This window comes from Arsukibacterium indicum (assembly GCF_019100565.1).
Classification (GTDB): domain Bacteria; phylum Pseudomonadota; class Gammaproteobacteria; order Enterobacterales; family Alteromonadaceae; genus Alishewanella; species Alishewanella indicum.
In genome coordinates, this window is sequence record NZ_JAHRID010000001.1 from 100,246 (window position 1) to 125,679 (window position 25,434).

Annotated in this window: 23 protein-coding genes and 1 riboswitch; of the genes, 15 read left to right on the top strand and 8 right to left on the bottom strand. The window is 51.5% G+C overall.

The annotated features are described in order from the left end of the window. Positions 1 to 39 precede the first annotated feature (39 nt). The 13 genes from KQY15_RS00435 to modC all read left to right on the top strand — a co-directional run bounded on the left by KQY15_RS00435 (position 40) and on the right by modC (position 11,183). A complete protein-coding gene (locus KQY15_RS00435; RefSeq protein ID WP_217666425.1) occupies positions 40 to 894 on the top strand; it encodes an ABC transporter ATP-binding protein in 855 nt (284 codons plus the stop codon). After that, positions 891 to 2,195 (top strand): NAD(P)/FAD-dependent oxidoreductase, encoded by a 1,305-nt coding sequence (locus KQY15_RS00440; protein WP_217666426.1) that lies wholly within the window; start codon positions 891 to 893, stop codon positions 2,193 to 2,195. Before KQY15_RS00435 ends, KQY15_RS00440 begins: the two co-directional genes overlap by 4 nt. A gap of 21 nt (positions 2,196 to 2,216) precedes the next feature. After that, positions 2,217 to 4,766 (top strand): nitrite reductase large subunit NirB, encoded by a 2,550-nt coding sequence (gene nirB / locus KQY15_RS00445; RefSeq protein ID WP_217666427.1) that lies wholly within the window; start codon positions 2,217 to 2,219, stop codon positions 4,764 to 4,766. Then, a complete protein-coding gene (gene nirD, locus KQY15_RS00450) occupies positions 4,763 to 5,149 on the top strand; it encodes a nitrite reductase small subunit NirD (RefSeq protein WP_217666428.1) in 387 nt (128 codons plus the stop codon). The genes nirB and nirD overlap by 4 nt, the downstream gene beginning before the upstream one ends. A 50-nt stretch (positions 5,150 to 5,199) precedes the next feature. After that, positions 5,200 to 5,345: riboswitch (molybdenum cofactor riboswitch) on the top strand. After that, positions 5,334 to 6,305: a GTP 3',8-cyclase MoaA gene (moaA, locus tag KQY15_RS00455; protein ID WP_217666429.1), complete on the top strand. Its 972-nt coding sequence runs from the start codon at positions 5,334 to 5,336 to the stop codon at positions 6,303 to 6,305. Its footprint overlaps the riboswitch before it by 12 nt. Before the next feature lies 1 nt (position 6,306). Next, entirely contained in the window at positions 6,307 to 6,873 is a 567-nt protein-coding gene (mobA, locus tag KQY15_RS00460; protein WP_217666430.1) for a molybdenum cofactor guanylyltransferase, read from the top strand. Beyond that, positions 6,860 to 7,399, top strand: coding sequence for a molybdenum cofactor synthesis domain-containing protein (locus KQY15_RS00465; protein ID WP_217666431.1), 540 nt, complete (start codon positions 6,860 to 6,862; stop codon positions 7,397 to 7,399). The genes mobA and KQY15_RS00465 overlap by 14 nt, the downstream gene beginning before the upstream one ends. Before the next feature lies 1 nt (position 7,400). Continuing rightward, the gene (gene moaC, locus KQY15_RS00470) at positions 7,401 to 7,910 is read left to right on the top strand and encodes a cyclic pyranopterin monophosphate synthase MoaC (protein ID WP_217666432.1); all 510 of its coding nucleotides are present in this window, start codon (positions 7,401 to 7,403) and stop codon (positions 7,908 to 7,910) included. Further along, positions 7,907 to 8,158, top strand: a complete 252-nt coding sequence (locus KQY15_RS00475) for a MoaD/ThiS family protein (RefSeq protein WP_217666433.1) — start codon at positions 7,907 to 7,909, stop codon at positions 8,156 to 8,158. Before moaC ends, KQY15_RS00475 begins: the two co-directional genes overlap by 4 nt. 1 nt (position 8,159) lies before the next feature. Further along, positions 8,160 to 8,609, top strand: coding sequence for a molybdopterin synthase catalytic subunit MoaE (moaE, locus tag KQY15_RS00480; protein WP_217666434.1), 450 nt, complete (start codon positions 8,160 to 8,162; stop codon positions 8,607 to 8,609). A 3-nt stretch (positions 8,610 to 8,612) separates the two neighbouring features. After that, the gene (modA, locus tag KQY15_RS00485) at positions 8,613 to 9,410 is read left to right on the top strand and encodes a molybdate ABC transporter substrate-binding protein (RefSeq protein WP_217666435.1); all 798 of its coding nucleotides are present in this window, start codon (positions 8,613 to 8,615) and stop codon (positions 9,408 to 9,410) included. A 4-nt stretch (positions 9,411 to 9,414) separates the two neighbouring features. Next, the gene (modB, locus tag KQY15_RS00490; RefSeq protein WP_217666436.1) at positions 9,415 to 10,116 is read left to right on the top strand and encodes a molybdate ABC transporter permease subunit; all 702 of its coding nucleotides are present in this window, start codon (positions 9,415 to 9,417) and stop codon (positions 10,114 to 10,116) included. Next, a complete protein-coding gene (gene modC, locus KQY15_RS00495; protein WP_217666437.1) occupies positions 10,113 to 11,183 on the top strand; it encodes a molybdenum ABC transporter ATP-binding protein in 1,071 nt (356 codons plus the stop codon). Before modB ends, modC begins: the two co-directional genes overlap by 4 nt. An 88-nt stretch (positions 11,184 to 11,271) precedes the next feature. Here the strand turns inward: modC and KQY15_RS00500 are convergent, their stop codons facing one another. From KQY15_RS00500 to narL, 7 genes are all read right to left on the bottom strand, one after another. Then, positions 11,272 to 11,928 carry a hypothetical protein gene (locus KQY15_RS00500; RefSeq protein ID WP_217666438.1) on the bottom strand — a complete coding sequence of 219 codons (657 nt, stop codon included), beginning with the start codon at positions 11,926 to 11,928 and terminating at the stop codon, positions 11,272 to 11,274. A gap of 98 nt (positions 11,929 to 12,026) precedes the next feature. Next, entirely contained in the window at positions 12,027 to 12,212 is a 186-nt protein-coding gene (locus tag KQY15_RS00505) for a hypothetical protein (protein ID WP_166840753.1), read from the bottom strand. Between the two features lie 126 nt (positions 12,213 to 12,338). Further along, positions 12,339 to 12,530 carry a YfhL family 4Fe-4S dicluster ferredoxin gene (locus KQY15_RS00510; protein ID WP_217666439.1) on the bottom strand — a complete coding sequence of 64 codons (192 nt, stop codon included), beginning with the start codon at positions 12,528 to 12,530 and terminating at the stop codon, positions 12,339 to 12,341. Positions 12,531 to 12,532: 2 nt separating this feature from the next. Further along, positions 12,533 to 13,852 (bottom strand): prephenate-dependent tRNA uridine(34) hydroxylase TrhP, encoded by a 1,320-nt coding sequence (gene trhP, locus KQY15_RS00515; RefSeq protein ID WP_217666440.1) that lies wholly within the window; start codon positions 13,850 to 13,852, stop codon positions 12,533 to 12,535. Between the two features lie 88 nt (positions 13,853 to 13,940). Then, positions 13,941 to 15,536 (bottom strand): thiamine pyrophosphate-binding protein, encoded by a 1,596-nt coding sequence (locus KQY15_RS00520; RefSeq protein WP_217666441.1) that lies wholly within the window; start codon positions 15,534 to 15,536, stop codon positions 13,941 to 13,943. A gap of 163 nt (positions 15,537 to 15,699) precedes the next feature. Next, complete coding sequence (moeA, locus tag KQY15_RS00525; protein ID WP_254795377.1) at positions 15,700 to 16,959, bottom strand: molybdopterin molybdotransferase MoeA; 1,260 nt, start codon at positions 16,957 to 16,959, stop codon at positions 15,700 to 15,702. Beyond that, positions 16,959 to 17,612, bottom strand: coding sequence for a two-component system response regulator NarL (narL, locus tag KQY15_RS00530; protein ID WP_217666442.1), 654 nt, complete (start codon positions 17,610 to 17,612; stop codon positions 16,959 to 16,961). The genes moeA and narL overlap by 1 nt, the downstream gene beginning before the upstream one ends. 320 nt (positions 17,613 to 17,932) lie before the next feature. Between narL and KQY15_RS00535 the strand changes: the two genes are divergently transcribed. Beyond that, positions 17,933 to 19,549 (top strand): MFS transporter, encoded by a 1,617-nt coding sequence (locus KQY15_RS00535; RefSeq protein WP_217666443.1) that lies wholly within the window; start codon positions 17,933 to 17,935, stop codon positions 19,547 to 19,549. A 45-nt stretch (positions 19,550 to 19,594) separates the two neighbouring features. Here the strand turns inward: KQY15_RS00535 and KQY15_RS00540 are convergent, their stop codons facing one another. Then, a complete protein-coding gene (locus tag KQY15_RS00540) occupies positions 19,595 to 21,379 on the bottom strand; it encodes an ATP-binding protein (RefSeq protein WP_217666444.1) in 1,785 nt (594 codons plus the stop codon). 337 nt (positions 21,380 to 21,716) lie between these two features. On the opposite strand from KQY15_RS00540, the gene KQY15_RS00545 reads away from it, so the two are divergent. Beyond that, positions 21,717 to 25,433: a nitrate reductase subunit alpha gene (locus KQY15_RS00545; RefSeq protein WP_217666445.1), complete on the top strand. Its 3,717-nt coding sequence runs from the start codon at positions 21,717 to 21,719 to the stop codon at positions 25,431 to 25,433. Position 25,434 lies beyond the last annotated feature (1 nt).

The following is a 25,434-nucleotide window of genomic DNA, read 5'->3' on the forward strand; positions in this document are numbered from 1 at the left end:
CAGATAACGGATAACCGCTAAAGAATAAGGAGACAGGTGATGCAAAAAGCCCATTTACAACTTAGCCAGCTGGGTATCAGCTTCCCAACGCCAAAGGGCCCCTTTGTCGCGCTGCAAAACGTCAATCTGGATATCGGCAAAGGCGAATTTATCAGCCTGATTGGCCACTCCGGCTGCGGTAAATCAACGGTATTAAATCTGGTGGCCGGTTTGCTGCAGGCAAGTTCAGGCGGCGTTATTTTAAACCAGAAAGAAGTTAATGCGCCGGGGCCTGAGCGCGCGGTAGTGTTTCAAAACCACTCGCTGCTGCCCTGGCTTAGCGTGTACCAGAACGTTGAACTGGCGGTAAAGCAAGTGTTTCGCGGCCAGAAAAGCAAAACCGAAATGCGCGATTGGATAGAGCATAACCTGGCACTGGTGCAAATGAGCCATGCCCGCGATAAGCGCCCGGCGGAAATCTCCGGCGGCATGAAGCAGCGCGTCGGTATAGCCCGCGCCTTAGCGATGCAGCCGCAGGTACTGCTGATGGACGAACCGTTTGGCGCCTTAGATGCACTCACCCGCGCCCATCTGCAGGACTCGCTGATGGAAATACAAGCCAGGCTTAACAACACCGTGATTATGATCACTCACGATGTCGATGAAGCGGTGCTGTTATCCGATCGCATCGTAATGATGACCAACGGCCCGGCCGCTACCATCGGCGAAATACTGCACATTGAGCTGCCACGACCACGCAATCGCATCGCGCTGGCCGATTGCCCGACTTATAACCATTACCGCCATGCCGTGCTGAGCTTTTTGTATGAAAAGCAGCGCAAAGTGGAAGTACTGCCGAAAGCTGAGCCGGCAAAAGCGCCTGCAGTAGCACAAACACAGGAGAAACGGGCATGACAGAGGCAGAGCTGATTATTATCGGCAATGGCATGGCCTGTCAGCGCCTGCTGGCCGAGTTGGTGCAACAACCGAACCGGCCCACGCGGATAGTGGTATTTGGCGCTGAAGCTAAACCGGCCTACAACCGTGTGCTGCTATCCGGCCTGTTAAGCAACGAGCTGCCCGATAGCGCCGCCGAACTGGTAAGCCCGGCTTGGTACGCTAAACACAATATCGAGCTGATTTGCGATGATGCGGTAGTGCTGATCGATCGCGAGCGCAAACTGGTAATCAGCCGCCACGGCCGCTACCGCCGTTACCAGCAGTTAGTGCTGGCCTGTGGTGCCCTGCCGCTGACACCGGCTTATGCCAGGGAGAGTGCCAAAGAGAAGTCCAACGATAGCAGCGGCCAGTTACAGCCTGGCCTTTGCCATTTTCGTAACTGGCAGGATTTAGCCACGCTGCGTCTGGCCGGCCAGCAATTGCAGCATGCGGTGGTGGTCGGCGGTGGTTTTCTTGGCCTGGAAGCGGCCGAAGGCCTGCGCAAGCTTGGCATGCAGGTCAGCCTGCTGCAGCGCGGTGCTTATTTGCTAAACCGCCAGCTTGACGCCCCTGCCGCCACTTTATTGCAGCAACAACTTAGCGCGCGCGGTTTAAGCATTTTGACCAACAGTGAAATTGAGCGCCTGAATTATAAACATGGCCAATTGCAGGCTGTCAGGCTGAAAAGCGGCCAGCAGTTAAAAGCCGATATCGTCGTGCTGGCACTGGGCATCAGGCCGAATATCAGCCTGGCGCAACAGTCCGGCTTAACTGTTAAGCAGGGCATCATCGTTAACCGCCAGTTACAGAGCTCAGACAGCGCCATTTATGCGCTGGGCGAATGTATAGAGCTTAACGGCGAAACCTTTGGTTTAGTCGCGCCAATTAATGCCCAGGCGACACAGCTGGCGCAAACCCTGTGCGGCAAAGCAGCGAGCTACTGCAGCGAAAATACGGCAACTCAGCTGAAAATCAGCGGTATTGCGCTTAGCTCCTGTGGCGATATTGCCAGCCTCTGTGCCAGCCCCGACAGCTTTGATGGCTGCACCGATTATCTCGATAGCGAACTTAATGAATATCGCCGGCTCTGGTGGCGCGGGCCTTATTTAGCCGGCGCTGTGCTGTATGGCGATACCCGCCTGAGCCAACAACTGAGCCAGCTGATTAACCAGCAGCAGCCCTATCATGGCTGTCGCAGCAGCCTACTGCTTGGCCTGGCCGACAGCGCAGCGGCAGAGCTCGCTGCAGAAAGCCAATCTCAACAAGATGCCGCCTGACGTGCGCAAAGGAGCAAGACGATGACAACAAGCACCACAAAACAGCTGCTGCTGATCGGCAACGGTATGGTTGGCCAGCACTTTATTGAGCAATTTCTGGCCCAGGCCAATGCCACGCAGTGGCAAGTTACCGTTTTTGCCGGCGAAGACAGGCCCGCTTATGACAGGGTGCATTTATCCGATTACTTTAGCGATGGCGATGCCGGCAAACTGCAACTGGCTGCGGACAGCTTCTATAGCGACAACAAGGTCGCGTTAAAGCTGAGCGAGCCGGTACTGGCGATTGACCGCGCCGCCAAAACGGTCACCACCGCTAAGGCACGTTACTTTTACGACAAGCTGGTACTGGCTACCGGCTCTTACCCCTTTGTGCCGCCGATTGCCGGTAACGATAACGCCCACTGTCTGGTGTACCGCACCATAGCGGATCTTGAGGCCATCAGTGCCAGCAGCCGGAGCGCCAAAGTCGGCGTGGTGATCGGCGGCGGCCTGCTGGGCCTCGAAGCAGCTAATGCGCTGAAACTGCAGGGCCTGGAGGCGCATGTAGTGGAGTTTGCGCCGCAACTGATGCCGGTGCAGCTGGATAAAGACGGCGGCGAGCTGCTGCGCAGTAAAATTGAGCAGTTAGGCGTAAGCGTACATACCGACAAAGCCACCAGCAGCATCACGCCAGGCACAGAGCAGCGCTTACAGCTTAACTTTGCTGATGGCAGTGTGCTGCAAACCGATCTTATTGTGTTCTCGGCTGGCATCCGGCCGCAGGACGCTTTGGCCAAAGAAGCAGGCTTGGAGCTGGGCCCACGCGGCGGCATTGTGATTAACAACCAGTGCCAAACCAGCGATGCCGATATTTTTGCCATTGGCGAGTGTGCCTTATGGCAGGGCCAGTTATTTGGCTTAGTGGCGCCTGGTTATCAGATGGCGCGTACCGCGGCGGCTGTGCTAACTGGCGATAGCAGCCAGAGTTTTAGCGGCGCCGATATGTCGACCAAGCTGAAATTACTCGGGGTCGATGTCGGTTCCATTGGCGATGCGCATGGCCGTACGCCGGGTAGCATCAGCCTGCGTTATCGCAATGACTTACTGGGCGAGTACCGCAAATTAGTGTTAAGCAGTGACGGCAAACAACTGCTGGGCGCGGTGCTGGTCGGCGATAACAGCTATTACGACAGCTTATTGCAATATGCGCTGAACGGCATAACGCTGCCAGCCGACCCGCACAGCCTGATGCTGCCGCAATCCGGCAGCAAGCCGCTGCTGGGCCCGGCGGCCCTGCCCGCTAGCGCTACTTTGTGCTCTTGTCATAATGTCAGCAAAGGCGCCATTTGTGCTGCGCTGGATAACGGCGTACAGGATTTAGCCGGCATTAAAAGCTGCACTAAGGCCGCCACCGGCTGTGGTGGCTGCGCCGCGCTGTTAAAAAGCGTGGTCGAGCACGAACTCACGGCCCGCGGTGTGGCGGTAAGCACCGACTTATGCGAGCACTTTAGCTACAGCCGCCAGCAGCTGTATCATCTGGTTCGGGTCGATGGCATCAAAACCTTTAACGAGCTGATCAAAAGCCACGGTCGCGGCCATGGCTGTGAAATTTGCAAACCGGCGGTGGCGTCGATTCTGGCCAGTTGCTGGAACGAGCCTGTGCTGGCCAAACCGCATGTGGCGCTGCAAGACACCAACGATACTTTCCTTGCCAATATGCAGAAAAACGGCACCTATTCGGTAGTGCCGCGCATTCCGGGCGGCGAAATTACCCCGGCCATGTTAATCAGCATTGGCAAGGTGGCGGAGCAATACCAGCTGTATACCAAGATCACCGGCGGCCAGCGCATCGATTTATTTGGCGCGACGCTGGATCAGCTGCCGCTGATCTGGCAACAGCTGATTGATGCCGGTTTTGAAACCGGTCATGCCTATGGCAAGTCGCTGCGCACAGTAAAATCCTGTGTTGGCAGCAGCTGGTGTCGTTATGGCGTGCAGGACAGCGTTAGCATGGCGATTTTGCTGGAAAACCGCTACAAAGGCGTGCGCGCGCCGCACAAAATTAAAATGGCCGTATCCGGCTGCACCCGCGAATGCGCCGAAGCGCAAAGCAAAGACGTCGGTGTTATTGCCACCGAAAATGGCTGGAACCTGTATGTCTGCGGTAATGGCGGCATGAAACCGCGCCACGCCGACCTCTTTGCCACCGACCTTAACGACGAACAACTGCTGAGCTATATCGACCGCTTGCTGATGTTTTATATCAAAACCGCCGACCGCCTGCAGCGCACCGCCAGCTGGATGAATAACCTCGAAGGCGGGCTGGATTATCTGCGTGATGTGATTATTCACGACAGCTTAGGCTTAGCTGCAGAGCTCGAAGCGCAGATGCAACTATTGATTGCCAACTACCAGTGCGAATGGCAAACCGTGCTAAAGGATCCAGAGCAGCGTGCCCGCTTTAACAGCTATGTTAACGCCGCAGCGCCGGCGCGTAGTGAGCTCGGCTTTATGCCGGAGCGCGGCCAGCTTATTCCCAGTCGCCAGCTTAACATCGACGTTACCATTGAAAGCAAGGAGACCACCCTATGAGCCAGCTTGCTTACGCGATAACGGCTGACACTGACCACGCGCCACAAGCCGATTGGATAGCACTGTGCCAGCAGCAAGACTTAGCGCCCTTTTCCGGTGTGGCAGCAAGGTTTGGCCAGTATGCTATAGCGCTGTTTTACTTACCCGGCGAAGCGGTAGAGCTGTATGGCGTCAGCCATATCGACCCTGCAACCGGCGCACCGGTAATGGCCCATGGCCTGGTTGGTGAAAGCGGCGGCGAGTTTTATGTTGCGGCGCCACTACATAAACAACAGTACCGGCTCAGCGACGGCCAGTGCTTAAGCGATAGCGCGCTGACATTACAGGTATTTAATGTGCAGCTGCTGGATGGCCAGGTGTGGATACTACCCCCAACGGAGTAGTAAAGCGCCCCTTAATGGCAATAACAATAAGGATGCAAAGCTTTTAAGCTTATATCCACAACACCGAGCAAGGCGCTCTAAAGCAGTATTGCAAAGCAATACTGCCATGAGGCCTTTGCCGTGGCACTAACGCCACCGGGTAAGTCTGGAAACGGCCTTACCTCCCCATTTGGAAAGGTGAACTATGTTAACTGACGCTTATGCGCGCCGCTTTAGCTATTTGCGGCTGTCTGTTACTGAAATCTGCAATTTTCGCTGCAGCTATTGCCTGCCTGATGGCAATGACTGTGACTCCCGTAGCGGTGAATTATCCCTGAGCGAAATTAAACGCCTGGTTACGGCATTTGCTAAGTTAGGTACCCGTAAAATACGGATCACCGGCGGCGAGCCCTCCTTACGTAAAGACTTAACCGAAATTATCGCTATCTGCAAAGCGGTGCCCGGTATTGAAAAAGTGGCACTGACCACCAACGGCTACCGGTTAAAACGTGATGCGCTGGCCTGGCAAGAAGCCGGGCTGGATGCGGTAAACGTTAGCGTCGATAGTCTGGATGCCGACACCTTTCACCTGGTCACCGGCCAGGACAAATTAGCCGACATCTTAGAAGGCATAGCCCATGCTAAAGCCATTGGCATTAAGCAGGTAAAAATTAATACCGTACTGCTAAAACAGCACAATGCTCTGGCCCTGCCGGATTTTCTTAAGTTTGTGAAGCAGCAGGATATTGCGCTGCGTTTTATTGAGCTGATGCGCACTGGCGATAATGCTGATTTTTATCAGCGCCAACATCTAAGTGGTGCCAGCATTCAACAACAGCTACTGGATCAGGGCTGGCAGCTGAACGTCAAAGCGAAAACTGACGGTCCGGCGCTGGAGTACTCACATGCAGATTATCAGGGGCGGATTGGTCTGATTATGCCTTACAGCAAAGACTTCTGTGCCGACTGCAACCGGCTTAGAGTTTCAAGCGTGGGCCAGCTGTATTTGTGTCTGTTTACCGACAGCCATCAGGAGCTACGAAGCTTGCTGCAGAGCGATGACAGTGCGCCACTGATGCGGTTTTTACAGCAGGCAGTGCAAGGCAAAGCTTTCAGCCATCAGCTGCAACAAGACTACAGTGGCAGCACCCGCCATTTAGCCCAGATTGGCGGCTAAGATGAGCAGTTGTATGCAATTTAGCGCCCTGATTTTAGCCGGGGGTCAGTCCAGCCGGATGGGCCAGGATAAAGCGCTGTTAAGCCTGAATGGCCAGAGTTTGCTTGAGCATATGCAACAACTTGCGCTGGCTACTGGTGCCTGTGAGGTGCTGGTTAGTCGCAATCAACCGGGATTTATTGCCGATCAGACTCAGCAACAGGGGCCCTTAGCCGGTATTTTGGCGGCACTTGTGCACTGTCGCAGCTCGCAGTTACTGGTATTACCGATAGATACGCCATTATTGAGCACACTTAGTCTGCAGCGGCTGCTGCAACACGCAGCTGGTCAAGCCGCCTGTTTTGCAAATAGCCCGCTGCCCTGCGTACTGCCGGTAAACCCGACACTTAGTGCCATGATTAGTAAACAACTACAAAACGGCCAGCGTTCGGTTAAAGCGCTGTTAGCAAAGCTAAATTCCGTATACCTACCGGCTCCGACCACTGAACTGCTTAATACCAATACTCCACAAGACTGGCAGCTTTGCCTGAATTTACTGAATAACGGAGAGCATTATGCCAAGGCCTGATTTAAGCAGGTTTTACCCGCTGACGATAGCCGTACTTACTGTATCAGATAGTCGTACCAGCAACACCGACAGTAGTGGTGAATTACTGTGTCAGCTGCTGCAAACTGCGGGGCATCAATTGGCCGAACGGACATTAGTGCCGAATAACAAATATCAAATACGTGCTGTGTTAAGTCAGTGGATAGCCAGCGATACCATCCAGGTGGTGCTGCTTAATGGTGGTACCGGATATGCCAAGGGTAATTGCACGGTGGAGGCCACAACGCCACTCCTGGATGACACAGTACCGGGCTTTGGTGAGCTATTTCGCCAGTTATCGTTTAACGCGTTAGGCTCGGCCGCACTGCAATCTGGCGCGTTGGCCGGCATAGCGAATGGCACCTTGTTATTTGCGATGCCGGGCTCTGGCGGGGCTTGCACGCTTGCCATGCAACAGCTGATCTTACCGCAGCTGGATGGCCATACCGGCCCCTGTAATTTTTTAGCCCATGTTAAAAACAGCCCAACCAATAGCTGTGGAGCCTGAGATGTCAGAAACAGAACAGTTTATTAATAACGGACTTACTCACATCGATAAGAGCGGCGCCGCGGCCATGGTTGATGTTAGCGCTAAACACGCAACAACCCGGCTGGCCAGGGCCGGTGCGCTGGTGCAAACTACGCCAGAAGTAATTCATTTAATTGAACAAGCCCTGCTGAAAAAAGGCGATGTACTGGCCACGGCCCGGATTGCCGGCATTATGGCAGCAAAGAAAACCAGCGAGCTGATCCCGCTATGCCACCCATTAATGCTCAGCAAAGTAACTGTCGATTTTGAGCTAAAGCCCGAGCAAGGTCAGATTAGGGTAGAAAGCAGCTGTTTACTAAGTGGTGTAACCGGGGTGGAGATGGAAGCCTTAACCGCAGTCAGTGTCGCCGCGCTGACCATTTACGATATGTGTAAGGCAGTGGATAAAGCCATGACCATCAGCGATATCAGGTTGCTGGAAAAAACCGGCGGTAAGTCGGGACATTATAATTTGGAGACGCCTCAATGATTAAGATCCGGTTTTTCGCCGCGCTACGCGAGCGGCTGGATTGCTCACAATATCTGCTTCAGTGTGACAGCAACTCCCAAAGTGTTGCCACCGTACTGGAGCAGCTCAAAGGCCACGACAGTTTGTGGCATCAAGAGCTTAGTCGCACCGATTTACTCTGTGCCGTGAACCAGCAACTGGTACCGTTAAGTGCCGCGGTACGCGATGGCGATGAGCTGGCGTTTTTCCCTCCGATTACTGGTGGTTAATATGAGCGTATTTGTGGCTGTACAATGCGATGACTTTTGCCTGGCGAGTGAATATGACGAGCTACGCCGCCATTCAGCATGTGGTGCTGTTGTAACTTTTAGTGGCCTGGTACGCGAGCTTAGCAATAACATCCTGCACAGTATGACGCTGGAACACTACCCAGGTATGACTGAGCAAGCCCTTGTCGCTATTGCCGAACAGGCACAACAACGCTGGCAGCTTGGCGCAGTGCACATTATTCATCGGGTGGGCACGCTTAAAACGAATGAGCAAATTGTGTTTGTGGGCATTGCCAGCGCGCATCGTGCCGCGGCCTTTGCCGCCTGTGAATTTATTATGGATTACCTGAAAAACCGCGCACCGTTCTGGAAAAAAGAACATACCGCAGCGGGTGATTACTGGGTTGAGGCCAAAGCCAGTGATCAGCAGGCGCTGGCGCGCTGGGAGTAAGGTATGATCCACAGTGGATTGCTGTTTTGCCTGCTTTGTCTGGTTTACGCCCTACCGGTTTATGCCAGCGACAAGCTGACCATAGCCGCCGCATCAGACTTACGTTATGCGTTGGATGATGTAATTGCGCTATTTCACCAGCAACAGCCAGCGGCCGAGGTACGGGTCATTTACGGCTCCAGCGGCAAACTTAGCACCCAAATCCGCCATGGTGCGCCCTATGATCTGTTTTTCTCGGCGGATATTCAGTTTGCCGAGCAACTCTATGCTGAAGGGCATGCGCTATCGCAGCCGCAACTTTATGCACTGGGCCGGATTGTGCTGTGGAGCCCGCGCCAGAATATGGCGGGTATTGAACTGGCGCAACTGACAGAGCTGAATTTTCGCCGCCTGGCCATCGCCCAGCCCGCCCATGCACCTTATGGCCTGCGCGCCAAAGAAGCTTTGCAAGCAGTTGGTGTCTGGCCTGCTGTGGAAGCTAAATTAGTTTATGGCGAGAATATCGCCCAAACCGCGCAAATGGCGCAAAGCGGTGGGGCCGACATTGCCATTATTGCCCTGGCGCTGGCCAAGTTTCCCGAATTAGCTAACTCTTCTAAACGAGCAAGCCACGGTTATCAGCTTATTCCGGCAGAGCTGCACCAGCCACTGAGCCAGGCCTATGTTATTACCCGCCACGGTGCTAATAACAACACCGCACAGCAGTTTACTGCCTTTATGACTGACAAAGATGTGCTAGCCATTATGCAAGCTTATGGTTTCGAACTTCCTGTTAGTGCTCGGCAAGGCGAGCAGGAGTAACACCATGCCTGAACTTTTCCTGACCCTTAGCCCGCAGGACTGGCAAGCCATCCGGCTAACGTTAAAGCTGTGTTTATATACCACGCTTATTTTATTGCTACTGGGCACACCGCTGGCCTGGTGGTTATCGCTTAGCCAAAGCAAGCTGCGCACCGCTATTCAGGCGATAGTGGCGCTGCCGTTGGTGTTGCCGCCGACAGTGCTGGGCTTTTACTTGCTGCTGTTGCTGGGGCCGCATGGTGCTGTCGGCAGTACACTGCAGCAACTGGGGCTTAATCACCTGGCGTTTAGCTTTAGCGGCATTTTAATTGGCTCGGTAATTTATTCACTACCCTTTACCGTGCAGCCGCTGCTGGAAAGCTTCCGGCGGATGGGGCCAAGGCCATTGGAAGTGGCTGCTACCCTGGGTGCAGGCAAGCTCGATCAGCTATTTAGCGTGGTGCTGCCGCTGTGTCGCGGTGGCTTTATTGTCGCCGCTACCCTGACCTTTGCCCATACCATGGGCGAATTTGGGGTAATTTTAATGCTCGGCGGCAGCATCCCCGGCGAAACCCAGGTGCTGTCGGTGCTGATCTATGATCACGCCGAAGCGATGAATTATGCTCAGGCGCATCAACTGTCGCTTGGCTTGTTAATCAGCGCTTTCGTGGTGCTGTTTATTGTGTACGGCCTGCACCGGCGCTTTGAACGTGAGGCGCCGTTATGATGTTAGCGGTTACACTAACGGTAAAACGCGATGCTTTTACTTTGCAGCTCAATAACAGCCTGCCGCTGCAGGGCGTAACCGCCTTATTTGGCCGCTCTGGCTGTGGCAAAACCACCCTGCTGCGCGCTATCGCCGGGCTGGATCGCCATGCTGATGCTACTGTGCAATGTAGCGCCACAATATGGCAACAAGGCAGCCGCTTTGTGCCGGTGCATCAGCGCCGGATTGGTATGGTATTTCAGGAAAGCAGCCTGCTGCCGCATTTATCGGTTAAACAAAACCTGCTGTATGGCTTTAAGCGGCTGGCAAAACATATTGCAGTACAACTTAAGCCAGAGCAGGTTATCCGGTTACTGGAGCTGGCACCGTTACTGGAACAAGCACCCGGCCAATTATCCGGCGGCCAGCGCCAGCGGGTAGCACTAGGCCGCGCTTTACTAAGCCAGCCACAGTTATTGCTGCTGGATGAACCTTTGGCATCTTTGGATCAACAAAGCCGCAGTGAAATTCTGCCATTTTTACAGCGCATCGCTAACACCACCGGCATACCTATACTGCTGGTTAGCCATCAGCTGGATGACGTAGTAAAACTAGCCGATCATTTGGTACTAATGCAGCACGGCCGCATTCACAGCCAGGGCCCGCTACAGCAGCAATTATTGCAACCCGAACTGGCCGCCATCGGCGCTATGTCGCTGCTGCACGCGCAAAGCCAAGGCAGCAACAACCACTTGCTTAAGCTCAGCATCGGCCAGCAGCAGTTACAACTGCCAGCACCGCAACATGCCAACACCGCCAGCTATTCCCCCACTTCATACCGCTTACGTATTCAGGCGCGCGATGTTGCGCTAAGCCTGAAGCCGCTTAGCGACAGCTCAGTCAGCAATCAGTTACAGGTAAGTATCAGCGGTTTTAACATCGCGCCGCACCCGGCAGAAACGCTGGTACAGCTAACACTGGAAGGACAGCCACTGCAGGCACTGCTAACCAAACATTCTGTTGAAAGATTGGGATTACAGGTTGGTCAGCAGGTATATGCGCAGATTAAGGCAGTGGCGCTGGATTAATGAATGTAGTTTTTTCGGGGAGCAAAAAAGTGATTGATTACGCAAACGTATTGAAATCATGCAACCTGTGTCACACTTAAGTGCGTTGTTAAGCTGTCGTAGTATATTGTTTCTTTAGTACTTCTGGGCAGCCAAATATGTGGCGTTTAATTGTCCACTCTTTAGTCAATTTTTGAATCCCCTCAGTAGCAACGCTGAATGCCTGTATTAGCTCAATCTTATATTTTTCTGCAATTTCTGACTCATCTGAGCCAATATAGAGCTTTCTCTCATTTGTATTTGGAACTTGTTCTGACTTGTCTAGTAGATGATGAAAGCTGGTATCTGAAAGATGGATGTAGCTAGAGCAATGCCTATAGGTATCTTTTAACCAGGGGTTTATTTCCGTTAACCGATCTACAAGGTATGCGTCTGAAAGCTGTCTTCCAGCTTTGTCTTTTATCTTGGAAAGTTTTTCTCCTTGGATAACCTTGTTTGCAGAGTCATGTGGGTCAGCTGTTAGTGTAATTCCGTGTAGACGGAGAATAGAATCGAGTTGAATTCTTAGTAGTGCAACGCCACATGAGTAACCATTATTCCGCAAGATCAGCATAAATCCGTGTAAGACCTGAAGAGCTCTGTTGCAACTGGCAAGAAATAGCGCGTCTGCAGGGAATAGTTGGCCTTCACAAGCTTCAAAAAGCTCTCTTCCGACAGATTCAAAATTTTTTTGGAGTTCTCCTAGAGCCGCTAGCTTCTCTTCCATATTACACCTATAAGTATGGCTCTACGCAGCAAGCGGATTATCAACTGCAATATAGTCGTAAATATCGCGCATCCAGCGCTGCGCTTCTGCAGTCCAGTTTATTTCGACCATGAACGTATTTGTTGTTCCATTACCATATTGGAGACTACCTGTCCTTCCCGGACATCTTTCAGGCCGCGCTGAACCATATGTTCAAATGCTAACTCGCGCAAAATCTCTTCATAACTGGCATCATCCGGTTGGGATTGAACAATCTCAGTTATCTTTTCTTTCACATCAGACATCTTGCTCTCCAACTTGCTTGCCCGGATCTGAACGATATAAGTCACGGCCGCCGACGGGTAACGTTTCAATTAAGTTAAAGCATAGCGCAATTTAACCGGTTACAGTACGCAACCGGCAGTAAATCCTTACTCAACTAACTCAATACAATCTATCGGGCAAACGGCAATGCAGGTAGGCTTATCATAGTAGCTAATGCATTCGGTACACAGCTGCGGGTCAACCTGATAATGTTTGGTGCCCATAATGATGGCGTCGTTCGGACACTCTGGCACACACATATCACAATTAATGCAGCTGGCTTCAATTACAGCAGGCATGGCTAACCTGCCGCATTAATGGCTAGGTCATTGCTGGCTGTTGCCACTGCAGGCAGCTGCTTTAACAGCATGGCAAAGCTAAGATTGTGCTGCGCAGGTAACTTTACCTTAAGCTGATAGCAAGCGCCGGGCGCCAGTACAATGGCGTTGTCCTGCTTATCGCGCAGCGCTTGCAGGGTAAAGCTTTGGTTCCCCTCAGGCATCATCAGCACCAGGCTATCACCCACCGCAAACTGGTTTTTTACCTCCAACAGGGCAAAGCCTTCACTGTCCTGCTCGCTAATAAACTCGCCAACCAAGAGTTGCTCGCCAGCACTGTGGCTGGTGGCGTAGTTCTGCGTGTCCTGCGGTTTATGCCGGCGCAAAAAACCTTCAGTAAAACCACGGTTGGCCATGCCGTTAAGCTCAGTTAGTAACTGTGGGTCAAACGCTTTACCGGCAACCGCATCATCAATAGCTTGGCGGTATACCTGAGCGGTACGTGCCACATAATAAGGTGATTTAGTTCGGCCTTCTATTTTAAGCGAATGCACCCCCATCGCAGTCAGTGCCGGTACATGCTCTATAGCCCGTAAATCTTTGGAATTTAGAATATAAGTGCCGTGCAAGTCTTCATCAATGGCCATCAGCTCGCCGGGGCGGCCCTGCTCTTCCAGTAGTGCTGGTGTGGAAATAGGTTTAAACTGGCCTGCTTCATCCTCTGTGGCGGCATGCACCTGATAAGGCCAGCGGCAACTATTAGTACAGGCACCCTGGTTCGGGTCGCGTTTATTAATATAACCCGATAACAGACAACGGCCGGAATAGGCCATACAGAGCGCACCGTGTACAAACACTTCCAGCTCCATCCCGGGTACCTGGCGGCGAATTTCAGCTATTTCTTCCACCGCCAGCTCGCGCGATAAAATAACCCGCTCTACCCCCTGCGTCTGCCAGAACTTCACTGCAGCCCAATTTACCGTATTGGCTTGCACCGACAAGTGCAGTGGCTGCTTTGGGAAATGCTGGCGAAGCAGATAGACAACTCCGGGATCGGAGACGATAAGTGCATCTGGCTGCAGTGCCACAACCGGTGCCATATCAGCGACAAAGCTTTGCAGTTTACTGTTATGCGGCGCAATATTAACCACTACATAGAATTTTTTACCCAGCGCATGCGCCTCACTGATGCCGGTGGCAAGGGAGGCTAAATCAAACTCATTATTACGCACCCTTAAGCTATAGCGCGGCTGACCGGCATATACCGCATCGGCACCATAAGCAAATGCGAGGCGCATCGCTTTCAGGCTGCCGGCGGGTGACAGCAATTCAGGTTTTAACATTGGTTACCTGCTGTTCGAACTTGAAAAATGGTGGCTATTCTAGCGTTTGCAGCGTCAACAGTTTTGATCTGCCGCAATGTCGCCCGCTTTAGCATGGCGTCAGGCCAACCCTGGCTGCTGCTTTAAAACCAGCTGCAAAGTTAGTCAGACGTTCGGTTCGGCTGCCTCTGGGTAACATTACCTCAATCAGACTAAAGCGCTTGGCGCTTTCACTTGCCAGCCTAAACGCCTGACTAAAGTCTTCCAGAGTACTTACTGCCATACCGTGCCCGCCCATGCTGCGCGCCAGCTCAGCATATTGCCAGTGATGCAAGTCGGTGCAGTTTAGGCCAGGGGCAAAAGCATCAATCATGTCCCAGCGTTGATTATTAAAAAGAACAATAATTGGCGCAAAACCATAGCGGGAAAAATGACCAAGTTCGAGCCCGGTCATTAAAAACGCACCGTCTCCTACCAGCACCACCGGCCGCAAGCCGGTAGCGGCCTGAACACCCAGGGCCGCTGGCACTGCATACCCCATAGAAGCGTAAAACGCCGGGGCTAACATTAAGCTCGGCTTGGCATGCAAAGAGGCAAATAAACAATCGCCAATATCGGATATAAGCGGCACGGTGTCATGCCGCTCGCTTAAAAGCTGGTCCAGCTGCTGCACCAGACTGCTGGCAGTCAGTTGCCATTTATCCACCACGGCCAGCGTTGGTGCAGCTGGCATAGGGTTGGCAAACGGTGTAATTGCTTGGGCCAGCATAGTGGATAAAAACGGCTTTAAGGCCAGTTGCTGCTGTTCCAGACAAAGCACTTTTTCAGGGGGAAACAACTCAGCATGGGCAGCAAAGTTGCTGTCGGTTTTAATTACACCGACTTGCAGAATAAGATCAGCTTCACGCAGCAATTGAGTGGGCCGGACATCGGTTTTATCCAGAAAAATACCGCCGTACAGCGGATGTTGCTGATTAAAACTGGCACGGCCCATCAGGGTACTGACCAAGGGAATATTCAGTTTGCTGGCTAGGGCTTCCAGCTCAGCGACGGCATCAAACCGCCTTACATCAACGCCGGCCAGGATCACCGGCCGCTTAGCCAGGGCTAACCGCTTGGCTAGCTGCGCCACCGCCAACGCCAGTTGATCTTGTGGTACGACGGCTGGCTGGTAAGCCCCCGCCGGGCTGGTATTAAATTGCACCGCGTCCCGGGGAATTTCAAGCAGTACCGGCCGGCTCTGCTCTTTTGCCGTTTGCAGTGCCAGCCGGATATCTGCCCCGGCGCGCTCAGCGTTATCTAAGCGCAACTGTATGGCGGTAATTTCTCTATAAATATCGCGCTGCGAATTAACCGTTTTTGCCTGATGATGAATTTGCAGGCCACGCTCAATTTCAGCCTGACTGGGAAAGCCGGCAATAACGACTAAGGGCACATGTTCAACATAAGCCTGCGCCACCGCATTAACTGCATTTAACGCCCCGGCGCCATAAGTCAGGATAACTACGGCAGGTTTATTACTGATCCTCGCCGCAGCATCGGCTGCGAATACCACTGAGGGTTCGTGACTCAAATAATATAAAGGCAATGTGCTACGCTGTTGCAACTGTTCAAATAATGGCAGTACAAAATCGCCCGGAATGCCAAACAGCTGTTTAACATCAAATACTTTTAGCTCGTGTAATAGCGCATCAACCAATAACATAACCCACTCCAGTTTTGGATTGTTTAGTGCGCAGTGTGGTGATTATTGCAGTGGATGCTGTTGATGCAGATCAAGGTTGCGCCGGCTTATACCGGCGCAAAGGTGGTATTTTCTGCAAGGTTAGGACCGCCCGTTTTGAGAAAAACAATACGCCCCTACTGGTTTAACGCAATAAATCTGAAAATGGCAGTATTGAAACCCTTTCCCCGGCCGGCCGGCTGGCGCTGTCACGCTCCAGCACGATATAGCAGTTAGCATTAGCGATAGAGCTAAGCATACCCGAGCTTTGGCTGCCCAGGGTTTTGACATTCAGGCCATCTTCGCCCTGCCAGTACCAGCCACGCTGATAGTCTGCTCTGCCAGGTTGCTTTTTCAAGGGCACACTGCATACTGCCTGCAGCAAAGACGGCGTAACGTCGGCTGCCTCACCACTAAGCTTACGCAGCACCGGCTGCACTAACTGCTCCAGCGTTACCACTGCCGCCACCGGGTTGCCCGGTAAACCAAAAAACCAGCAGTTATCGAGTTTACCAAAAGCGAACGGCTTACCAGGCTTAATTGCTACCTGCCAGAAATCTATTTTGCCAAGTTTTTGCAGGATCTGCCGGGTATAATCGGCGTCGCCTACCGACACGCCGGCACTGGTAATAAGCACATCTGCTTCAGCCATAGCGGTAGTAAATGCCTGCTCTATCTGTGCCAAATCATCCGCTAATAAGCCAAGGTCTAGTACCTCGACACCCAGCCGCTGCAGCATTGCCGCCATCACGTAACGATTACTGTCGTATATGTGGCCAGCTAGCAAAGGTTGACCTGGTGGCAGCAACTCATCACCGGTGGAAAATATGGCTACTTTCAACCGCCGCACCACCTTGATTTGGGCAAAGCCCAGTGACGCCAGCAAGCCCAGATCGGCTGGCCGAATTTTATGGCCGGCCGCAAAAACCTGCTGCCCCTTAGCGACATCTTCACCGGCGCGGCGGACATGCTCGCCGCTAGTTGGTTGGAGCTGACAAAGAATAGCCGGTTGGTTACTTTTTTCAGTAAGTTCCACCTGCTCTTGCATCACAACACTATCCAGCCCTGCCGGTAGCACAGCACCGGTGGTTATCCGCACACAATACCCTGCAGGGATTACGTCTGTGAAGGCGTGGCCTGCCAGCGCTTTGCCTGCCACAATTAACGGTTGATCCGGTTTTACCTCAGCGGCGCGCAGCGCATAGCCATCCATCGCAGCGTTGTCGTAGCCCGGCACGTTAATATCTGAACAAACCGGCTCTGCCAATACCCGATCTAACGCCTTGCTTAAAACGACGGTTTCCTGCTGAACCAATGGTGTTACCTGCGCCAACATCTGCTGTAATGCCTGTTCAGCACTTAACATTGGCTTTTGCATCGGTTTTTTTGCATCCGCGAGGGCCATCAGCCTTTAGCTCCTTGCTGGTTTACCATCCATACTGCCGCCTCTACCCGCGAGCGCAAGCCGAGCTTTTTCAGTAAGTGTTTGACATGAACTTTTACCGTGCCATCCGAAATATTCAGCTCGCGTGCTATCAGTTTATTACTTAAACCCTTAGCAATAAAACTTAAAATCTCGTGCTCACGGTTGGTCAGGCTGTTTAATTCAGCCGAGGTTTTCACCGCCGGGCGGCGCAGTGCTGTCGCCAGGACCTGAGTAATGGCTTCACTGAGCACCATCTTGCCGGTGAGTGAACGCTTAATTTGATCTAATAAAATCTCTGGATCGCTGTCTTTCAGTAAATAACCATCGGCGCCGTTGCTGATTGCATTAACCACATCTTCATCTGCATCAGAAACGGTCAGCATGACAATCCGCGAAGTTACTCCCTCATCGCGCATTTTTTTTAAGGTGGCAATACCATCCATACCCTGCATATTTAAATCCAGGATAATTAAATCCGGATCCAACTCCGTTGCCATGGGTATTGCCTCTGCACCACTGCTAGCTTCAGCGATCACTTCCAGCTCATCTTCCAGCGCTAATAACTGCTTTAAACCCTTGCGCAATAATGGGTGGTCATCCACCAACATAATGCTGGATTTGTGCTCTGACATGTCTTGCTCCAAGATTAGGTAAAATTGCTTCTGCTATTAGCTTATAACAAGCAGCAGCTAACTTTGATATAAATCAGTAAAATAGCCATTCTATGCTGCCCGCCTATTTCATAATTTCAACTTATTTTAGGCAAAATATAAATTTAAATAATTGATTATAAATGACTAAACAGTCACCGCGCCCGACGCACTACCACTTAGTGAGTACCTCCAACTAACCCTCTGGCTTTACCGGCTAACTCCGAAGATACATTGTGACATTGCCAAGTGCCCTGCATAGTTCAATAAGCTAAAAACGATTCTTTTAACAGGAGTAAACTATGTCGGACCTTAAAAAGTGGCAACCGGAGGACGAAAGCTTCTGGCACAATCAGGGAAGAAAAATTGCCCAGCGCAATTTATGGATTTCCATCCCCAGCTTGCTCTGTGGGTTCGGCGTCTGGATGCTGTGGAGTATTGTCACGGTACAAATGCTTAATGTTGGCTATCCATTTAGCACTGCTGAACTGTTTACCCTCACAGCTATTGCCGGGTTAACTGGCGCTACACTGCGTATTCCGTCAAGCTTTTTTGTGCGATTGTGTGGCGGACGTTACACCCTGTTTTTGACCACAAGTCTATTGATGATTCCCGCGGTTGGCACCGGCTTGGCACTACAGAGTATTGATACCCCGCTATGGATATTTCAGCTTATGGCGCTGTTATCGGGGATCGGCGGCGGCAACTTCGCCTCTTCAATGTCAAATATCAGCTTCTTCTATCCGAAAAAACAGCAGGGTCTGGCGCTAGGCTTAAACGCTGGCCTGGGTAATTTTGGCGTCACCACGGTGCAAATTCTCGTGCCCATTTTTATGTCATATGGCGTATTCACCTTACTTGGGGGGGGAGAGCCTATGATCCTTGATAAAGCGAGCGGCACCGTAACAGGTATTATTCCGGCAGGCACAGAAAGTTGGATCCAAAATGCCGGTTTTGCCTGGTTGATAACCTTAATACCTTTAGCTTTTTTGCTCTGGTTTGGTACCAATAATATTCACACCGAAGAAGTCACCCCCAAACTTCCTTCAGCAGCAAAATCTTTCAGTATTATTCTTGCGATGTTAGGCATTGGTTTTATCACCTCTATCGCAGGCTTGTGGTTGATTTTGCCAGAATCGGCCAATGGTTCTGGTTTCGGTATCCCGAAAGAAATTGTGTTAATTGCCATATTATTTGCCACGGTTTTCTTGCTCAAGCTACTACCAGGCGCTATTCGCACCAGTTTGGAGCGACAATATAAAATTTTTAATAATAAACATACCTGGGTGATGAGCGTACTTTACGTAATGACCTTTGGCTCTTTTATCGGCTTTGCTGCGGCATTTCCATTATCGATTCAGGTTATTTTTGGTTATAGCCATATTATGGTCGATGGCGTAATGACGCACACCACCCCCAACCCAAACGGCCCAAGTGCGTTAACTTACGCCTGGATTGCCCCCTTTATTGGCGCGCTTATTCGCCCGGTTGGCGGCTGGATTGCTGATAAACTTGGTGGTGCCTTTGTCACCCAACTTTGCTCAGTGGTAATGATTTTATGTGCTTTAGGGGCGGCCTACTATATGCAACTGGCATATCAAAGTGCGACGCCAGAACAATATTTCGTGCCCTTTTTCCTGATTTTTCTCGGCTTGTTTGCTGCAAGTGGTATTGGTAACGGTTCCACCTTCCGTACTATTGCAGTGGTATTCCCCAGAGAGCAGGCCGGCCCGGTATTAGGCTGGACGTCAGCAGTGGCAGCCTATGGTGCTTTTTATATTCCACAAGTTCTGGGTGAACAAATTAAAGCGGCTACGCCTGAGTATGCAATGGTGGGCTTTGCCATTTTCTATGGCCTCTGCCTACTGGTTAACTGGTTTTTCTATTTGCGTAAAAATGGTGAGTTCTATAACCCATAAGGTATAAAGTAAAGGCGCTGTCACGGCGCCTTTACTTAGGTTTTGTTAAGCTGTCTGCTGCAATAGATACTCCGGTCTGAAACTAAAATACACACCGGTACCGCCCTCTGACCTACGTCTTATATCAATTACACCGCCTAATTGCCTACTACGCTCCTGCATAATAGCCAGACCATAATGGTTCAGTTTTTCCGCTGACTCTGGAATTCCTACGCCGTTATCTTCAATGGCCAACGCAATCAATTCATCTGGCTTTTGCTGCAAACTGATCAGGATCTCGCTGCCTTCGCTATGGTGCACCGCATTCTGGCTGGCCTCGCGAATTATTTGCAGCAGATGAATTTCCTCATGCGGTGCCAGTGGGATATTCGCTAACTGATAATCCAGTTTTATCTGCAGACCCGATTGCTCACTTAACTGTTTAACGGAGATCTGCAACGCACTTAATAATCCATTGCCATCCACCTTAAGCCGGAAGGTAGTGAGTAGTTCGCGTAACTGGCGATAGGCCGCATCCAGTCCCTGCTTAAGTTCAGCAGAGACATCGGCAATAGTCGCTTTGTCTTCCCTGGCTGTCGCTTTGTTTAAGCGGGTTACCTGAATCTTCAGGTAAGACAGCGCCTGCGCTAAGGAGTCATGCAGCTCGCGCGCGATAACGGTACGCTCCTGCATTAGGGCTAAACGTCGCACCTGTTGCTCTTCTGACTTTAAACTAAGTGCCAACGCTAACTGGTCAGCCACTGCAGCCATTAAATGTTGCTGCCACAGCTCTATTGTCTGCCCCTCAGCGAGGCGCGCTACCAGCACGCCATATTTCTTGCGGTCCCGATGTAACAAATAGTTATAATTGGTGCGATCACATTTAATAGCCTCAGCTTGAGTTAAACAATCGCCACAGTTTTTCTGAGCACAGGGGTCAGTAGTGCTGTCGTCAGGTAAAATCTGCATATAGGGCTTGTCACCTTCTTCGGTGAACAAACATAGCTCCAGATCATCCAGCTTCACCACGGTTTTCAGCTCAGCAATGATCTTGTTAAAATCGACAAACTCAGGAGCATGCTCACTGATTCGCTGCGCGGTATTATATAAGAACCGTAAGGTGGTATTGGAATGCTGAAGTGCTACGGTCTGTTCATCAACCCGTTTTTCCAAACTGCCATACATATAAGCAATCGAGTCATTCATCTTGTTGAAACTGTGCGCCAGGGTGCCAAGTTCATCATTATTGTCTACCGTCAGCCGGTGAGTAAAATCACCCATTGCCACCCGCTTAGCACCTTGAGTCAGTGCTTCCAGAGGTTGTTGCACCATCACTTTTAACCAGTAAATTACGATAGCCGATAGCAGCACCGTGGCTAGCAGTGCCACCAGCTGAAGTGTTCGGAAACTACGCACTTTTTGCTCAGCATCCTGCTGAATGGACAGCACCAACTGTTCCAGCAAAGCAATTTGTTGTTGCAACGCCAATTCCATTTGTTGCGAGTGAATGGGTTGCTGCAAAAACGCTGGTTCTATCTGTTGCCAGTTCTGCCGAGCCACTTCGAATTTACTCAAAATTTGCTTGTCACTTAAAAACCGCTGAAAAACAGGATGCTGCCAGCTTGTATTAAATTGCTGTAGCGCATCTTGCAATTTCGCTTGCTCTTGCTGCTGGCTTAACCAGGCAATGCGGTAACTCTGCATCCTGAGCGATCCGGCAATATTTACCGCATGCGCATCATTCTGGGTTCTGTCTGACAACCAATACGATACCAACATAGTGCCAATAGCCAGAGTAACAATACAGGCCAGCGCGATATTGATCCGGGTAACAATAGAGAACTGCCGCATAAGCACTCCGGTTAAGTTAATAGGTTAAGCATATCTGTTTATCGCTAACTCTGCAGCTAAGTACTTAAACACAGCGGCACATTTGAGCTACCCCCCTTTTTCCTGCGGCAGTAGCTGCCTCATCAGCCACTAAGCCAGTGGTGGTATAGCAACCGCTATTGTCAGGCATTCAGCCAGTGCATGCACTACCACCTTATAGGTATTTCCGTTTTTTATCATAGATTTAGGGCGCTAGCGACGTTGATCCAAATCAAGCATTATCGCCAGGTTGTTTCTATAGTGTGCATACCAGAAGAACAAGATATCTGTTCATGCCGGACAAGACCAGGAGCCAAATATGAGTCACCTTCTCGACAAACTACGCTATTTTAAAGCACGCAAGGAACCCTTTGCTGAAGGCCACGGCGTTACCACCGAGCAAGACCGCCGCTGGGAGCAAGGCTACCGTGAGCGGTGGCAGCACGACAAAATTGTCCGCTCCACCCACGGCGTAAACTGCACTGGCTCTTGTAGCTGGAAAATCTATGTGAAAAATGGCCTGGTAACCTGGGAAACCCAGCAAACCGACTATCCACGTACCCGGCCGGACTTACCAAACCATGAACCACGTGGCTGCCCGCGCGGTGCCAGCTACTCCTGGTATATCTACAGTGCCAACCGGCTTAAATACCCAAAGATGCGCCAGCAACTGATGATGCTGTGGCGCGAAGCCAAAGCTCAGCATGCGGATCCGGTCAAAGCCTGGGAATCTATTGTTAAAGATCCGGTTAAAGCGAAAAGTTATAAAGAGCGCCGCGGTTTAGGGGGCTTTATCCGGGTGACCTGGGATGAAGTAAACGAGCTGATCGCCGCCTCTAACGTGTATACCACTAAAACCTACGGCCCCGACCGGGTAACCGGCTTCTCGCCCATTCCGGCAATGTCGATGGTATCTTACGCGGCCGGCGCCCGTTATCTATCATTAATTGGCGGTAACTGCTTAAGTTTTTACGACTGGTACTGCGACTTACCCCCAGCCTCACCTCAGGTATGGGGTGAGCAAACCGACGTGCCGGAGTCGGCAGACTGGTATAACTCGAATTACATTATTGTCTGGGGCTCGAACGTGCCGCAAACCCGCACCCCGGATGCGCACTTTTTAACTGAAGTTCGTTATAAAGGCACCAAAACCTGCGTTATTACCTCGGACTATTCTGAAGCTTCAAAATTTGGTGATACCTGGCTGGCCCCCCGTCAGGGCACCGATGCCGCGCTGGCGATGGCCTTTGGTCATGTTATTTTAAAAGAATTCCATGTCGACAACCCTAGCCCTTACTTTACCGACTATATTCGTCGCTACACCGATATGCCCATGTTGGTAATGCTGGAGCAAGGCGAAACTCACTTGAGCCAGGGCCGTTTTCTACGCGCGGCTGACTTGGTTAATAATCTCGGTGAAGAAAATAACCCGGACTGGAAAACCATTGCGCTGAATAAAGACGGCCGTTTAACCAGCCCGAATGGTGCCATTGGCTACCGTTGGGGCCAGAGCGGCAAATGGAACCTGGAGCAAAAAGATAAAGACGGCGATCTGGAGCTGCAATTAACCTTAAAAGATAAGCGCGATGAGCTGGTTGACGTGGCATTCCCTTACTTTGGTGGTGCACCACATGAGTATAAGTACTTTCAGCACACTGCGCACGATGATTTGCAAATCCGCAAAATACCAGCCAAGCGGGTTGAGCTCGCCGATGGTAGCACTGCCTTGGTTGCCACCGTATTTGATTTGATGCTGGCGCAGTACGGTGTCGAGAATGGCATCGGTGATGCCAGCCGTGCTAAATCTTACACCGATGACGTACCCTATACTCCGGGCTGGCAACAGCCAATTACCGGCGTTAAACCCGATGATGTCATCCGGGTAGCACGCGAATTCGCCCGCAACGCAGATAAAACCCGTGGTCGCTCGATGATTATCGTTGGTGCAGCTTTGAACCACTGGTATCACATGGATATGAATTACCGTGGGCTGGTGAACATGTTAATGATGTGCGGCTGCATCGGCCAGAGTGGCGGTGGCTGGGCCCACTATGTCGGTCAGGAAAAACTGCGGCCGCAAACCGGCTGGACCCCACTGGCCTTTGCGCTCGACTGGCAACGACCACCGCGTCATATGAATGGTACGTCATTCTTTTACAACCACTCCAGCCAGTGGCGCTATGAAAAGCTGGATATGACCGAAATTGTCTCGCCACTGGCCAATAAAGAGAAATGGAGCGGTAGCATTATTGATTTCAACGCCCGCGCCGAGCGGATGGGCTGGTTGCCATCAGCGCCGCAACTTGGCATTAACCCGCTGGGGCTGGCAGCTGAAGCCAAAGCCGCTGGGGTTGATCTAAAAGATTATGTGCTGCAGCAGCTTAAAGATCGCAAAATTAAGTTTGCCTGCGAGCAGCCGGAAAGTCCGCAGAACTTCCCGCGTAATGTATTTATCTGGCGCTCTAACCTGCTAGGTTCCAGCGGTAAAGGCCATGAATATATGCTGCGCCATTTACTGGGCACCAAACATGGTTTGCTGGGTAAAGATCTGGGCGAATTTGGTGGCAAAAAGCCACAGGATATTGAGTGGACCGATAAGCCTGCTGAGGGCAAAGTTGATTTATGGGTCACTCTGGATTTCCGGATGTCGACCACCTGCCTGTATTCCGACATCGTGCTGCCTACGGCCACCTGGTATGAAAAAGACGATATGAATACCTCGGATATGCATCCATTTATTCACCCGTTAACGGCTGCGATTGACCCGGTATGGGAAGCACGTAGCGACTGGGAAATATTTAAAGGTATTGCTAAAGCCTTCTCGAAAGCATCAGTGGGTCATCTGGGGGTGGAAACGGATGTGGTTACCACCCCAATGCACCACGATACCCCAGCCGAGCTGGCTCAGCCTTACGGCGTAAAAGCCTGGTGGAAAGGTGAATGCGATGCCATACCCGGCATGACCATGCCGCACATTAATGTGGTAGAGCGTGACTACCCCAACACCTATGCCCGCTTTACCTCGGTTGGCCCATTGCTGGATAAACTGGGCAATGGTGGTAAAGGCATTGGCTGGGATACCAAAGTTGAGGTTGAATTTTTACGCCAGCTTAACCGGGTGCATACCGATGAGGGCGTAAACAAAGGCATGGCAAAAATTGAAAGTGCCGTTGATGCCTGCGAAATGATTTTAACATTAGCGCCGGAAACGAATGGCCAGGTTGCAGTAAAAGCCTGGGCGGCCCTGAGTAAAATGACCGGCCGCGATCATACTCATTTAGCTTTACCAAAAGAAGACGAGAAAATCCGCTTTGCCGATATTGTGGCCCAGCCCCGGAAAATTATCTCCTCCCCTACCTGGTCGGGATTGGAGGATGAGCATGTGTCGTATAACGCCGGCTACACCAATGTGCACGAGCTGATCCCATGGCGCACCATTACCGGTCGTCAGCAGTTTTATCAGGACCATGAGTGGATGCGCGACTTTGGCGAACAACTGTGTAGTTATAAGCCGCCAATTAACTTAAAAACGGTAGCGCCGGTGCTGAACAAAAAATCAAATGGTAACAAAGAGATCGTGCTGAACTGGATTACCCCACATCAAAAATGGGGCATTCACAGCACCTACTCTGACAACCTGCTGATGCTAACGCTGTCACGCGGCGGCCCCATCGTCTGGCTGAGCGAAATTGACGCCAAAGCCGCCGACATTGAGGACAACGACTGGATAGAGATTTTTAACGTGAATGGCTCGATCTCAGCACGTGCAGTAGTGTCGCAAAGGGTACCGGAAGGTATGAGCATGATGTATCACGCTCAGGAACGGATTGTAAATATACCGGGATCAGAGATGACTGGGAGTCGTGGTGGTATTCATAACTCAGTTACCCGCGCAGTAATGAAGCCGACCCATATGATTGGGGGTTATGCCCAGCAAGCTTACGGTTTTAACTACTACGGTACGGTCGGCTGTAACCGTGACGAATTCGTTATTGTCCGGAAGATGAGCAAAATCGACTGGCTGGATACTAAATAAG

Coding starts and splice junctions, on each gene's coding strand:
- KQY15_RS00435 (WP_217666425.1), top strand. CDS start 40: ATGCAAAAAGCCCATTTACAACTTAGCCAGCTGGGTATCAGCTTCCCA.
- KQY15_RS00440 (WP_217666426.1), top strand. CDS start 891: ATGACAGAGGCAGAGCTGATTATTATCGGCAATGGCATGGCCTGTCAG.
- nirB (WP_217666427.1), top strand. CDS start 2,217: ATGACAACAAGCACCACAAAACAGCTGCTGCTGATCGGCAACGGTATG.
- nirD (WP_217666428.1), top strand. CDS start 4,763: ATGAGCCAGCTTGCTTACGCGATAACGGCTGACACTGACCACGCGCCA.
- moaA (WP_217666429.1), top strand. CDS start 5,334: ATGTTAACTGACGCTTATGCGCGCCGCTTTAGCTATTTGCGGCTGTCT.
- mobA (WP_217666430.1), top strand. CDS start 6,307: ATGAGCAGTTGTATGCAATTTAGCGCCCTGATTTTAGCCGGGGGTCAG.
- KQY15_RS00465 (WP_217666431.1), top strand. CDS start 6,860: ATGCCAAGGCCTGATTTAAGCAGGTTTTACCCGCTGACGATAGCCGTA.
- moaC (WP_217666432.1), top strand. CDS start 7,401: ATGTCAGAAACAGAACAGTTTATTAATAACGGACTTACTCACATCGAT.
- KQY15_RS00475 (WP_217666433.1), top strand. CDS start 7,907: ATGATTAAGATCCGGTTTTTCGCCGCGCTACGCGAGCGGCTGGATTGC.
- moaE (WP_217666434.1), top strand. CDS start 8,160: ATGAGCGTATTTGTGGCTGTACAATGCGATGACTTTTGCCTGGCGAGT.
- modA (WP_217666435.1), top strand. CDS start 8,613: ATGATCCACAGTGGATTGCTGTTTTGCCTGCTTTGTCTGGTTTACGCC.
- modB (WP_217666436.1), top strand. CDS start 9,415: ATGCCTGAACTTTTCCTGACCCTTAGCCCGCAGGACTGGCAAGCCATC.
- modC (WP_217666437.1), top strand. CDS start 10,113: ATGATGTTAGCGGTTACACTAACGGTAAAACGCGATGCTTTTACTTTG.
- KQY15_RS00500 (WP_217666438.1), bottom strand. CDS start 11,928: ATGGAAGAGAAGCTAGCGGCTCTAGGAGAACTCCAAAAAAATTTTGAA.
- KQY15_RS00505 (WP_166840753.1), bottom strand. CDS start 12,212: ATGTCTGATGTGAAAGAAAAGATAACTGAGATTGTTCAATCCCAACCG.
- KQY15_RS00510 (WP_217666439.1), bottom strand. CDS start 12,530: ATGCCTGCTGTAATTGAAGCCAGCTGCATTAATTGTGATATGTGTGTG.
- trhP (WP_217666440.1), bottom strand. CDS start 13,852: ATGTTAAAACCTGAATTGCTGTCACCCGCCGGCAGCCTGAAAGCGATG.
- KQY15_RS00520 (WP_217666441.1), bottom strand. CDS start 15,536: ATGTTATTGGTTGATGCGCTATTACACGAGCTAAAAGTATTTGATGTT.
- moeA (WP_254795377.1), bottom strand. CDS start 16,959: ATGGCCCTCGCGGATGCAAAAAAACCGATGCAAAAGCCAATGTTAAGT.
- narL (WP_217666442.1), bottom strand. CDS start 17,612: ATGTCAGAGCACAAATCCAGCATTATGTTGGTGGATGACCACCCATTA.
- KQY15_RS00535 (WP_217666443.1), top strand. CDS start 17,933: ATGTCGGACCTTAAAAAGTGGCAACCGGAGGACGAAAGCTTCTGGCAC.
- KQY15_RS00540 (WP_217666444.1), bottom strand. CDS start 21,379: ATGCGGCAGTTCTCTATTGTTACCCGGATCAATATCGCGCTGGCCTGT.
- KQY15_RS00545 (WP_217666445.1), top strand. CDS start 21,717: ATGAGTCACCTTCTCGACAAACTACGCTATTTTAAAGCACGCAAGGAA.